This window comes from Achromobacter sp. UBA5777 (genome assembly GCF_002418565.1).
Taxonomy (GTDB): domain Bacteria; phylum Pseudomonadota; class Gammaproteobacteria; order Burkholderiales; family Burkholderiaceae_B; genus Achromobacter; species Achromobacter animicus.
This window is the reverse complement of the sequence record NZ_DIEJ01000191.1, coordinates 400-11,940: the sequence shown is the minus strand read 5'-3', so window position 1 is coordinate 11,940 and position 11,541 is coordinate 400. Positions and strand designations below refer to the sequence as shown.

General features: G+C 66.5%; 14 protein-coding genes and 1 riboswitch. Of the genes, 8 read left to right on the top strand and 6 right to left on the bottom strand.

Going from position 1 to position 11,541, the window contains the following annotated elements:
* The coding region (locus tag B3446_RS15135) for an ATP-binding cassette domain-containing protein (protein WP_291383032.1) at positions 1–864 on the bottom strand (864 nt) is incomplete at its 3' end.
* Complete coding sequence (locus tag B3446_RS15130; RefSeq protein ID WP_291383030.1) at positions 861–1,892, bottom strand: BMP family protein; 1,032 nt, start codon at positions 1,890–1,892, stop codon at positions 861–863. The genes B3446_RS15135 and B3446_RS15130, both read right to left, overlap by 4 nt.
* Before the next feature lie 461 nt (positions 1,893–2,353).
* Between B3446_RS15130 and B3446_RS15125 the strand changes: the two genes are divergently transcribed.
* From B3446_RS15125 to B3446_RS15100, 6 genes are all read left to right on the top strand, one after another.
* A complete protein-coding gene (locus tag B3446_RS15125) occupies positions 2,354–3,268 on the top strand; it encodes a DedA family protein/thiosulfate sulfurtransferase GlpE (protein WP_291383028.1) in 915 nt (304 codons plus the stop codon).
* Between the two features lie 174 nt (positions 3,269–3,442).
* Positions 3,443–4,369 (top strand): 2-dehydropantoate 2-reductase, encoded by a 927-nt coding sequence (gene panE / locus B3446_RS15120; protein WP_291383026.1) that lies wholly within the window; start codon positions 3,443–3,445, stop codon positions 4,367–4,369.
* 259 nt (positions 4,370–4,628) lie between these two features.
* Positions 4,629–5,240: an NAD(P)-dependent oxidoreductase gene (locus B3446_RS15115; RefSeq protein WP_175125835.1), complete on the top strand. Its 612-nt coding sequence runs from the start codon at positions 4,629–4,631 to the stop codon at positions 5,238–5,240.
* 63 nt (positions 5,241–5,303) lie between these two features.
* Positions 5,304–5,762 carry a nuclear transport factor 2 family protein gene (locus B3446_RS15110; RefSeq protein WP_291383023.1) on the top strand — a complete coding sequence of 153 codons (459 nt, stop codon included), beginning with the start codon at positions 5,304–5,306 and terminating at the stop codon, positions 5,760–5,762.
* Positions 5,763–6,332 carry a flavin reductase family protein gene (locus tag B3446_RS15105; protein ID WP_291383021.1) on the top strand — a complete coding sequence of 190 codons (570 nt, stop codon included), beginning with the start codon at positions 5,763–5,765 and terminating at the stop codon, positions 6,330–6,332.
* Positions 6,333–6,337: 5 nt separating this feature from the next.
* Entirely contained in the window at positions 6,338–6,844 is a 507-nt protein-coding gene (locus B3446_RS15100; protein WP_291383019.1) for a nucleoside 2-deoxyribosyltransferase, read from the top strand.
* 10 nt (positions 6,845–6,854) lie between these two features.
* Here B3446_RS15100 and B3446_RS15095 read toward each other — a convergent pair whose 3' ends face one another.
* The 3 genes from B3446_RS15095 to B3446_RS15085 form a co-directional block, all read right to left on the bottom strand.
* Positions 6,855–7,604, bottom strand: coding sequence for a TetR/AcrR family transcriptional regulator (locus B3446_RS15095; RefSeq protein ID WP_291383017.1), 750 nt, complete (start codon positions 7,602–7,604; stop codon positions 6,855–6,857).
* A 255-nt stretch (positions 7,605–7,859) separates the two neighbouring features.
* Positions 7,860–8,579 carry a 3,4-dihydroxy-2-butanone-4-phosphate synthase gene (ribB, locus tag B3446_RS15090; RefSeq protein ID WP_191578360.1) on the bottom strand — a complete coding sequence of 240 codons (720 nt, stop codon included), beginning with the start codon at positions 8,577–8,579 and terminating at the stop codon, positions 7,860–7,862.
* 113 nt (positions 8,580–8,692) lie between these two features.
* Positions 8,693–8,843: riboswitch (FMN riboswitch) on the bottom strand.
* A gap of 110 nt (positions 8,844–8,953) precedes the next feature.
* The gene (locus B3446_RS15085; RefSeq protein WP_291383015.1) at positions 8,954–9,448 is read right to left on the bottom strand and encodes an SET domain-containing protein; all 495 of its coding nucleotides are present in this window, start codon (positions 9,446–9,448) and stop codon (positions 8,954–8,956) included.
* 107 nt (positions 9,449–9,555) lie between these two features.
* On the opposite strand from B3446_RS15085, the gene B3446_RS15080 reads away from it, so the two are divergent.
* Positions 9,556–10,476, top strand: coding sequence for a bestrophin family protein (locus B3446_RS15080; RefSeq protein ID WP_191578358.1), 921 nt, complete (start codon positions 9,556–9,558; stop codon positions 10,474–10,476).
* Positions 10,477–10,550: 74 nt separating this feature from the next.
* Here B3446_RS15080 and B3446_RS15075 read toward each other — a convergent pair whose 3' ends face one another.
* Positions 10,551–11,033, bottom strand: a complete 483-nt coding sequence (locus tag B3446_RS15075; RefSeq protein WP_218342436.1) for an Lrp/AsnC family transcriptional regulator — start codon at positions 11,031–11,033, stop codon at positions 10,551–10,553.
* 93 nt (positions 11,034–11,126) lie between these two features.
* Here B3446_RS15075 and B3446_RS15070 point away from each other — a divergent pair.
* Positions 11,127–11,541: thiamine pyrophosphate-binding protein (locus B3446_RS15070; RefSeq protein ID WP_414632412.1), on the top strand; the 415-nt coding region annotated here is incomplete at its 3' end.

Sequence of the window (11,541 nt, the reverse complement as noted above, 5' to 3'; positions counted from 1 at the left end):
CGTGTGGACCACGAGGTCCAGGCTGTCCAGGCGCGGCGCGCCGTCGCGGCTGTCGCGCACGGTGACCTGGGACAGCGTGACCACGGGGGCGGCCTGCTCGGCGGCCGTCGCGGCTTCGGCGCGCGGCATGACCACCTTGCGGCCCACCATCAGTTCGGCCAGTTCCGCGGGATTGGTGCCTGCGGTGTCGCGTTCCGCGACCAGCTTGCCTTGCCGCAGCACCGCCACGCGGCGCGACACGGCCATCACTTCGTCCAGCTTGTGCGAGATGAAGATGACCGCCAGGCCTTCGTCGACGAAGCCGCGCAGCGTCGCGAACAGGTCCTGCACTTCCTGCGGCGTGAGGACCGCGGTCGGTTCGTCCAGGATCAGCACGCGGGCGCCGCGGTACAGCGCCTTCAGAATCTCGACGCGCTGCTTTTCTCCGACGGACAGCGTGCCCACGCGCGCATCCGGATCCACACCCAGGCCGAAGCGCTGGCCGAGTTCCACCAGGCGCTTGCGGGCCTGGCCGCGGCCCGAGGCCAGCTTCCAGAGCGATTCGGTGCCCACCATGATGTTGTCCAGCACGGTGAGGTTGTCGGCCAGCGTGAAGTGCTGATGCACCATGCCGACACCCGCCGCCAGCGCGGCATCGGGCCGGCCGGCGGGCAGGGGTTTGCCGAAGACTTCGATACTGCCGGCGTCGGCCACATAGTGGCCGAACAGGATCGACACCAGGGTCGATTTGCCGGCGCCGTTCTCGCCCAGCAAGGCCAACACTTCGCCCTGGCGGAGCGTCAGCGAGACATCGTCGTTGGCCGTGAGGCTGCCGAAGCGTTTGGTGATCCCCGTCAGTTGCAGGGCGAGAGGCGCTTGGTTCATCGTGCCGAGGACTTGGGTTCTTTGTCGTTGACCTTCACGGTGAAGCTGCCGTCCAGGATGGCTTTTTCCTTGGCCTGGACCTTGGCGATCAGGTCGGCGGGGACCTTCTGCTCGAACGTGCCCAGCGGCGCGAGCGACGAGCCCTTGTGCTTCATCAGCGAATACTGGCCGAAGTCATCGGCCTTGAATGCGCCGGCCTTGACCTGCTTGAGGGCTTCTTCGATGGTCGGGATCATGCTCCACAGCGCCGACGCCACCACCGTCTCGGGGTACTGCGGCTGCGTGTCGATCACGTTGCCGATGGCCAGCTTGCCGCGTTCCTTGGCGGCGTCCGACACGCCAAAGCGCTCGGCGTACAGCACGTCCGCGCCCTTGTCGATCATGGCGAAGGCGGCTTCCTTGGCCTTCGGGGGATCGAACCACGAGCCGATGAAGGTCACGGTGAACTCGGCCTTCGGGTTCACTTCCTTGACGCCTTCCATGAAGGCGTTCATCAGGCGGTTCACTTCGGGGATGGGGTAGCCGCCCACCAGGCCGATCTTGCCGGTCTTGCTCATGCCGCCGGCGATCATGCCGGTCAGGTAGGCCGGTTCCTGGATGTAGTTGTCGAACACCGAGAAGTTGGGCTGCTGCGGCTTGCCCGACGAACCCATCAGGAAGGCGGTCTGCGGATAGTCCTTGGCGACCTTGCGTGCCGCGGCTTCAACCGCGAAGGCTTCGCCCACGATCAGCTTGTTGCCCTGCTCGGCGTACTGGCGCAGGACGCGCTCGTAGTCGGCGTTGGTGACGTTTTCCGAGAACGTGTAGTCGATCTCGCCGCGGTCGCGCGCGGCGGACAGCGCGATGTGGATGCGCGACACCCATTGCTGCTCGACCGGCACCGTGTAGACGGCGGCGACCTTGATCTTGGCGGGCGCCTGCGCCAGGGCCGCGCCCGAGAACAGCAGCGCGCCGGCAGCCGCTGCGGCCAGCTTGAGCAGGCCGCGGCGGGCGATGCCGCCGGCGGACGAAAGGGATAGGGATTTCATGCAGGTGACTCCTACGCGGGGAAGGACAGGAAATGGAGGGATGGGGAGATGCCGCCCGCCGCACGGAGGCCGCTGCCGCCGGCAGTCGTGCCGGGCAGATCGTGCGTGAACGGGGGCGTGGGATCGGTCATCGGATGGGAGCGCCAGGCGGCGCACTCGCCCCAATGGTCGAGTTCTCAGCCTGTCCTGGCGAAGCAATATGTATGCCACGGGGCGTTCCCGCGACAAGGCGGGGAAACCTGATGGCCGGGCAGGATTATAGGCACCCTCGCGGGGAAGCGTGGCACCAGTTTGGTGCGTGGTGTCGTGATGATGGACACAGGCGGGTCGCGCGATGCACTGCAATGGAACGCTGTGTTGCCGCGCGGACGGCAGGGTCTATGCCCCAGGCGCGAGGCCGCGCGCCTAAAATTGCGCGCATGAGCCGCGCCCGCGCCGCGCGCGGCAAGCTGGAAACCCCAATGCAAGATATTCAATTGCTGCTCGAACAGTACGGCGGGTGGCTCGTGTTCGCCAACGTCCTCATCGAGCAGGCCGGCCTGCCGGTGCCCGCCTATCCCATGATGATCGCCGCCGGTGCGCTGGCCGGCGCCGCCGGCTGGCTCGTGCCGCTCGTGGCCGCCACGGCCGCGTGCCTCATCGCCGACAGCCTGTGGTACTGGGCGGGAAGGCGCTACGGATCGCGCCTGCTGGGCGTGGTCTGCAAGCTGTCGTTGTCGCAGGACTCGTGCATCCGCCAGACGCAGCGTCTGTACCTGCGCATCGGCGTGCGCGCGCTGCTGGTGTGCAAGTTCCTGCCGGGCGCGGGCGCGCTGTCCACCGTCATGGCCGGGCTGACCAACACGCCTTACCGCCGCTTCTTCCTCTATGACCTGGCTGGCGCGCTGATCTGGGTGGGCTCGGCCCTGCTGCTCGGCGGGCTCTTTCACAGTGTCATCAACGACGTGCTGGACATCCTGGGCACCTACGGCCCGATGGGGCTGGCGGTGCTTGTGGCCGTGCTGGCGCTCTATATCGTGGCGCGCTTTCTGCGGCGCAAGATCCTGCTGCGCAGCCTGCGCGTCATTCCGCGGCTGTCGGTCGATGAATTGATGCGATGGCGGCAGGACGGCAGGGAGGCGCTGGTCTTTGACGTGCGGCCCGAGGCGCAGCGCGATGCCGCGCGCATTCCGGGCGCCGTGGCCGTGGACCTGAAGCAGCCGCTGCCCGCGCTGGATCCCGGCGCGATCGATTCCGACATCGTGGTCTATTGCGCGTGCCCGAATGAGGTGTCGGCGGCGCTGCTCGCCTCGCGGCTGCGCGCGGCCGGCTACCGCAAGATCTGGGCATTGCGCGGCGGCTACGAGGCCTGGGTGGAACGCGAACAGCAGGCGTGAGGCGTCCAGGGCATCAAGCCTGATGCGTCGTGGGCAGGTCCGACGCGTGGAGCCGCAAGCCTGAAGCGTCCAGCGCATGATCCATCGGCCGGCGCGCGTGCGCAGCGGCGTGGCCCGGGCGCATAATGCCCGCATTGGCCCGCGCTTGACGCGGGCAGCCAACAGGAGACAGGCATGCGGTTGTTGTTCTTGGGCGCCGGCGGCACCGGCGGATACTTTGGCGGACGCGCGGCGCAGGCCGGCGCGGACGTGACGTTTCTGGTGCGCGAACCGCGCGCCGCGCGCATCCGCGAACAGGGGCTGCGCATCCAGAGCCCGCTGGGCGACGCCACGCTGCACCCCAAGCTGGTCACGCAGCAGACGCTGCAGGAAAGCTATGACGTCATCGTGCTGTCCTGCAAGGCCTATGACCTGGAAAGCGCCATTGAGGCTATCCGCCCCGCCGTGGGACCGGACACCGCCGTGCTGCCCATCATGAACGGCGTGCTTCAGTACGACGTGCTGGACCGCGAATTCGAGCCCCATCGTGTGCTGGGCGGCCTGTGCCAGATCAACGCCACGCTCGGCCCAGAAGGCGAAGTCGTTCACCTGGGCAAGCACGCCAACCTGGTGTTCGGCGAACGCGCCGGTCCCGCCCGCAGCGAGCGCTGCGTGGCGCTGGAGCAGGCGCTGGCGGGCGGCGAATACGTCAGCCGCCTCAGCGAAAACATCTATCAGGACATCTGGGAAAAGTACGTCATGCTGACGACGCTTGCCGCCGCCACCTGCCTGATGCGCGGCTCGGTCGGCGAGATCGCGTCCACCGACGACGGCGTCGACATCCTGCTCGGTCTTCTGCAGGAATCGCAGGCGGTGGCCGCAGCCTCCGGCCACACCGTGCGGCCCGAGGCGGACGCCACCGTGCGCAAGCTGCTGTCGGACCGCACCCAGCCCATGACGGCCTCCATGTTCCGCGACCTGCGCCAGGGCCTGCCCGTCGAGGCCGATCACATCGTTGGCGACATGGTCCGCCGTGCCCGCACGCTGGGCGTGGACGCGACTTACCTGCGTGTGGCCTATTCGCATCTTCAGGTCTACCAGGCGCAACGCGCCGCCCGCTGATCGCGGGGGCGGCCCCTGTTCAAGCGGGGCCGCCGGGCGCACACTGATCGGGCGTGCCGCTGCCGCGCGCACGCCTGGTCAATCCCCAGCCGCCCGCCGCCATCCACCGCATTGGTGCATGGATTGCAAAGAACTCTTCCTGTTCGACGGGTTTTTCGTTCGGATTTGACCGAATAGTATGGCTTTGCCTTGAGCCGGAGCCTGTTCCGCCGCAATCGTGCGGCGCCTGTTCCCGGCCCATCCTTCCAGGAGCAAGACCATGAAAATCGCATTGATCGGCATTACCGGACGCGTAGGTTCGCGCGTGGCAGACGAATTGCTCAAGCGCGGCCATCAAGTGACGGGCATCGCCCGCACCCAAGGCGAAGTGAACGAGCAGCCGGGCCTGACCGTCCGCCAGGGCGACGCCACCGATCCCGAAGGCCTGACGCCCATCCTGGCCGGCCACGACGCCGTCATCAGCGCCACGCGCTTCGTGTCCGCCGACGCCAAGCCGCTGCTGGCCGCCGTCAAGAACGCCGGCGTGCCGCGTCTGCTGGTGGTGGGCGGCGCCGGCAGCCTGTTGGTCGCACCCGGCAAGATGCTGATCGACACCCCAGAATTCCCCGATGCCTACAAGCCCGAGGCCCGCGCAGGCGTCGTGTTCCTGGACACGCTGCGCCAGGAAAAGGTGCTGAACTGGACGTTCCTGTCGCCTTCGGCCATGTTCGAACCCGGCGAGCGCACTGGCACGTTCCGCGTGGGCGACGACCATCTGCTGGCCGACGACGACGGCAAGAGCTGGATTTCGATGGAAGACTACGCGATCGCCCTGGCCGACGAGATCGAGACGCCCCAGCATTCGCGCCGCCGTTATACCGTCGGATACTGATCCTCGGACGCGTTTGTTTGTAAACTGGCAGGCCGCCAATCGGCGTCATCTGAGTAGTCCTGTATGCGTAAGAAGTGGAAATCCTTGGCCGTCTGCCTGCTGGTCGCCGCCAGTTGCGTGGCAACTGCGCCGGCGCTTGCCGCCGCGCCGCAATCGAACAAGGAAATCGCCGTCGCGTTCTTCCGCATGATGTTCCAGGACCGTGACGTCGACGAGGCGGTGCGCCTATATGTCGGCCCGAACTACACGCAGCACAATCCGTACATGCAGGACGGCGTCGGGCCGATGGTCGACTTCTTCCCGCGCTACTTCGAGCAGCATCCGCAGGCCATCGTCGAGATCAAGCGCGTCATCGCCGAGGGCGACCTCGTCATGATCCACAACCTGTGGCGCGATTCGCCGGAAGACCGCGGCCAGGCCGTGGTTGACATCTTCCGCGTCCAGGACGGCAAGATCGTCGAACACTGGGACGTCAGCCAGGAAATCCCCGAGAATCCCGCCAACAAGAACGGCATGTTCTAGGTGTCCATGATCGAACCCGTTGACCTGCCCCGCGCCTATCTTCTTCTGAACCACGGCCCGACCGTGCTGGTCACCAGCGCGCACGGCGATGCCCGCAACGTGATGGCTGCGGCGTGGGCCATGCCGCTGGACTTCAGTCCGCCCAAGATGCTGGTCGTGGTCGACAAGAACACCTGGACGCGCGAACTCATCGAGGCGTCGGGCGAGTTCGCGCTGTGCATTCCGTCGCGCGCCCAGGCGCGCGCCACGATGGTCGTGGGCTCGCAGTCCGGGCGCGGCGACGACAAGTTCCAGGCCAGCGGCCTGACGACGTTTCCCGCCAGCAAGATCGGCGCACCGCTCATCGAGGGTTGCCTGGGCTGGCTGGAATGCAAGGTCATTTCCGAACCGCACAACCAGCAGGCCTACGATCTCTTCATCGGCGAGGTCGTGGCCGCGTGGGCGGCGCCGGACGTGTTTTCCGGCAACCGCTGGCACTTTCCGGACGACGAGCGCCGGTCGGTGCACTACCTGGCCGGCGGCTCCTTCTTCGCCACCGGCGAAGCCTTCAACGTTGCCGATCCGGAGTAAGGGCCATGCGCAGTGTGTACCTGGCGGGTTTCGATGTCTTTCTGCCCGATGCCGTGGCACACGGCGACCGGCTCAAGACCCTGTGCGCCACCTACGGTTTCGAGGGCCTGTTCCCGCTGGACAATGCCGCACCGCCGGAGCTCGCCGGACAGGCGCTTGCAGAATGGATCTACCGCGCGAACGTCGCGCTGATCCGCCGCGCCGACATGGTGATGGCGAACCTGAATCCGTTTCGCGGCGCCGAGCCCGATTCGGGGACGGCCTTTGAAGTGGGCTATGCCATCGCCTGCGGCAAGCCCGTGTGGGCCTACACCGGCCAGGCCGGCTCGCTGATCGATCAGGTGGCGGTGGGGGCGGCGGCTGACGACGGCGCCTCGCGCATGGTCGACGCGCAGGGCCACACCGTCGAGGACTTCGGTCTGAACCTGAACCTGATGCTGGCGTGCAGCGCGCGCATCGTGACGGGCGGCCCGGCGGACTGCCTGGCCAGGATGGCGCGCGAGCGCGCATGAGAAATGGCGGCTAGGGGCGCGCCGGCTTCGCCTTTTTGGGGGCGCCGGCCGTCTTGATGGCTTTGGCCGGCTTGTCTGCGCTGACCCTCCTGGCCGCCTTCGGGGCAGCTTTGACTGCCTTGCTCATCTTGCCCGGCGCGGCGTTTCCAGACGCGCCCAGGTATCCCATTACCGCATCGACCACCGCGCCTTCCAACTGCTTGGGCGTGAAGCCCGCAGGCGGCTCCAGCGCGGCTGCGTGCACCAGCGACTCCATGATCCGCAGCACCACGTAGGTCGCCAGGTCCCGGTCTTCCTGCGCAACTTCTGCGCGGTGCAACTCCAGCAGATGCCGCATGCGGCGGTGGATGTCCTGGTCCGCGCGGCTGTGCTCGTGCGGCTGGTCGAACAGCGGAAACTCCCTTTCCAGCACGCGGTGCAGCGCGGGCTCCAGCAGATGCGCGTGCAGCATCGCCTGCACGATCGCGCCGACGCGTTCGCGCAGCGTGGCCGCCGGATTGCCGTTCAGCACGTCGTCGATCACATCCAGCATCTGGTTGTCGTGCCGGTCGTGCAGCGCGGCGATCAGCGCGTTCTTGTTCGGAAAGTACTGATAGAGCGAACCCACGCTCACGCCCGCCGTTTCCGCGATCAGATTCGTGTTGGTGCCGGCATACCCGTGCGTGGCCAGAACGTGAGCCGTGGCCTGGAGAATGGTGTCGACGGTTTGCTGCGATCTGAGTTGGCGCGGTGATTTCCGGGGCTGGGGAATGACGGTCATGAGTGAGGCAAAGGGCGAGAATCAAACGTGAGCAATGGCTCATTGAACTTGCGGCACGCGATGACAGGCCGGCAAATCGTCGTCGGGCGCCGCGGCCGCCAGGCGGCCATGGACCTGCATCGCTTCGCGCGAATTATGCCATCCGCTCATGCCCGCGATCGGGGCGCGCCCACTCGTTCAAATACTCGTTCAAAAACTCACCATGGCGACCCCGCCCGCGGCCAGCGCAGCCGCGGGTGCGTATCACGCATGCGTTCAGACGGTAGCCGCCATCTCCAGCACTTCGTCGTCGATCGCTTCGGCCTGGCCGTCCTTCAGCTTTTGCAGATGGTCGGCCAGTTCCGCGATGGTCAGCGCCACCAGCCCGTGCTCGGCGGCATAGCGATCCAGCGCCGCGCCGCGCATCATCGTGCCGTCGGCATTCATCAGTTCGCACAGCACGCCCGCCGGGCGCATGCCGGCCAGCACGGCCAGGTCTACCGAACCTTCGGTGTGGCCGCGGCGCGTCAGCACGCCGCCCGGCTGGGCGCGCAGCGGAAACACGTGGCCGGGGCTGACGATGTCGTCGGCCTGCGCCGTCGGCGAGATGGCGGCGCGGATCGTGGTGACGCGGTCGACGGCGGACACGCCGGTGCTCACGCCCTCGCGCGCCTCGATCGATACGGTGAACGCCGTGGCAAAACGGCTCTGGTTGCGCTGGACCATCGGCGGCAATTCCAGACGATCCAGCGTGTCGCCGGGCAGGCAGAGGCACACGATGCCGCTGCCGTCGCGGATGAGCTGCGCCATGACGGGCACGGTCAGCTTGTCGGCCGCGACGATCAGGTCCGCTTCGTTCTCGCGGTCAAAGTCGTCCATGAGGATGACGGGACGGCCCAGGCGCAGGTGATGCAACGCGCGCGACAGGCGCACGGCGAAGGGCTGAGAAGCCAGGCTGGGAATGGGGGACTGCTGGGTGAAGGCAACGTTGGACATTGAAACGCTCTCGCAAAAGGATGGGGCGAAAAACGTTTCAGGGCTAATCGACAGCCGAACGCAATACGGCCAGGCAAGGCGCAAACGCGCCCGGCGCAGCCGAGTATGTGCCGGCACATCTTCTCTCATCCGGACTATGACCGTCGGCCCTGGCATCTCACCAGATCTGCTGACCCCGGCCAACGCATGGCCGGGCGCTCGCGGGCTCGCCACATTGCATGGCATACCGCCGGTGGGGAATTGCACCCCGCCCTGAAGACGTACTGCATGTCGTGTTAACGACCGGTCGATTGTACGCCTGTCCGCAGCGCGGGGCTGAATATGCTTATTGCGGTTGTGGTCTTGGGAAAGGGGGCGACGAGCCCCGTTTTCCCTCAAGCGGCCTTCTTCGCCTTTTTCTTGGACAGCGCCAGCATCGTGCCGCGGCAAGGCGGCGTGCCGCAAAGGCACTTGTAGCCTTCCTTCAGCGCCTTCGTGATGCGGCCGTCCAGGACCAGGCCGTAGTCGTAAGACAGTTCCGTGCCGCGCGGAATGTCCTGCAGCGCCACGATGTAGACGCGCTTGCCGTGCTTGCCTTCCTGCGCCTCGCAGTTGGGTTGGCAGGAATGGTTGATCCAGCGCGCATCGTTGCCTTCGTCGCCACCGTCGATCACGCGGCCGGAGCTGAGCGCGAAGAAGAAGGTGTGGAAGGGATCGTCCGGATTCGTGGGATGGCGGCGGTCGGCTTCCTTGGCGCTGATGCGCGCGCCGCCGTACTCGATGATGCGCGTGCCCGCAGGGATCTTGCGGGCGGCGAAGACGCCGTTGCCGTGCAGCTTGGAGCGGCGGACGGCATACCAGGGCTTGATCGGAGTGTCTTCGGTGGTCATTGAGGCTCGAGGGTGGCGGTGAGACGAAACAGAATTATATCGGCGGCTTTTTTGCGCGATGACAGGCGTATAGTTGGCGCCGCCTTGTCCCTTGCTTGATATTCATCATGATCGTCCGTCCGCGGCCTTCCGCGCTGGCTTTGTTCTTTGTACTGCGCGGTTCCATCATTCCGCGCATCCTCAGCAGGATCATCGTCATCACGGTGCTCTCCTGCGTGGTGGTGTGGATGTACCACCGCCAGTTCTTCTCGCCCGCGCACCTGACCGCGGTGCCCTTCTCGCTCTTCGGCCTCGCCCTGTCCGTCTTCATGGGCTTTCGCAACAACGTCTGTTATGACCGCTGGTGGGAAGCCCGCAAGCAATGGGGCGACCTCGTCGTGCAGGCGCGCAGCCTGGCGCGCGAAAGCGCGGTGCTGCTGGCGGCCAGCACCGCCAACCCGGTGCAGGAACGGCTGGTGCGGCGCTGCATCGGCTTCGGATATGGGCTGGCGGCGCGGCTGCGCGGGCAGGACATGGTCGAGGCCGTGCGCCCGTGGGTGCAGCAGGACGAGCTGGATTCGCTGGCCGGCTGCCGCAACGTGCCCGATGCGCTGCTCATGGCGATCAACCGGGATCTCGCGGCCTGCCTGCGGCGCGGGGAACTGACCGACATCCTGTACCAGGGCCTGACCCAGCGCGTGGCGCAGTGCGCCGCGATCCAGGCGGCCTGCGAACGCATCAAGTTCACGCCCTGTCCGTTCGCCTATTCGCTGCTGTTGCATCGCACGGCGTGGCTGTTCTGCCTGCTGCTGCCCTTCGGGCTGGTGGGCACGCTGGAGTTTTTGACGCCGCTTGCGGTGACCATCGTCGCCTATACGTTCTTCGGTCTGGACGCATTGGGCGACGAGCTGGAGGATCCCTTCGGCGCGGATGAGAACGACCTGCCGCTGTCGGCGCTGGCCCGTGTGATCGAAATCGACCTGCTCGAAGGGCTGGGCGTGCGGCCCCTGCCGGAGCCGGCGGTGCCCGTGGATTACGTGCTGCGCTGAGGACGTTGGAATGGCGGCCATGGCGCTGGGGCCGCCCATCGCTACCGGCGCCGCCCTACGCCACTGGCGCTGCCCTACGCCGCCGGCCCAGGCCCCGGCCCCGTCAGCGGTAACTTCGTTTCCTTCAACCGGCGCAGCACGAAGCAGGACTTGCTGTGCCGGATCCCGGGGATGCGGTAGAGCTGTTCGCGCAAGAGGCGCTCGTAGTCACGGGTGTCGCGCACGGCGATGCGGATGTAATAGTCATAATCGCCCGACACCAGAAACGCCTCCAGCACCTCGGGAATCTGCGCCAGCGCGCGCCCGAATTCGTACAGCGTCTCTTCGCTGTGGCTTTCCAGCGTCACGTGGACGATGACCGTGTCCATGAAGCCCAGGCTGGCCGGATCGATGTCCACCGTGTAGCCGCGGATGACCCCGGCGCTTTCCATGCGCTTGATGCGGTTCCAGCACGGCGTGGACGACAGGCCGACCGCGGCGCCGATGTCGTTCAGGCTGGCGCGTGCGTTGTCCTGCAGCACCTTCAAAATGGCCAAGTCGAACTTGTCGAGGTTCATTTTCTTTGATTCCTCCAAATCAAAGATGAATTTACTCCGTTCGTCCGTTATTCGTGGAAAAGAAGATAAAAATTCTTCGGATCTCCCAATAAGATGGATAGCATGAACGATCGCCTGCACCCCACCGCCGCCGCCGCCCTGGCCGCCACCGAAACCGCTACCGAAACCGCCCCTGAAAACGGGGCGAAAATTCTGCTCGACACGTTGATTGCGCACGGTGTCGACACGGTCTTCGGGTATCCCGGCGGCGCGGTCCTGCCCCTGTACGACGCCCTTTACGCCGAGCCGCGGTTGCGCCACGTGCTGGTGCGCCACGAGCAGGCCGCCGTGCATGCCGCCGAGGGCTACGCTCGCACCACCGGCCGCACGGGCGTGGTGTTCGTGACCTCCGGCCCCGGCATGGCGAACACGACCTCGGGGCTCTTGGACGCCATGTGCGATTCGATCCCGGTGCTGTGCATCAGCGGCCAGGTGGCCACCGCGGCCATCGGCACCGACGCCTTCCAGG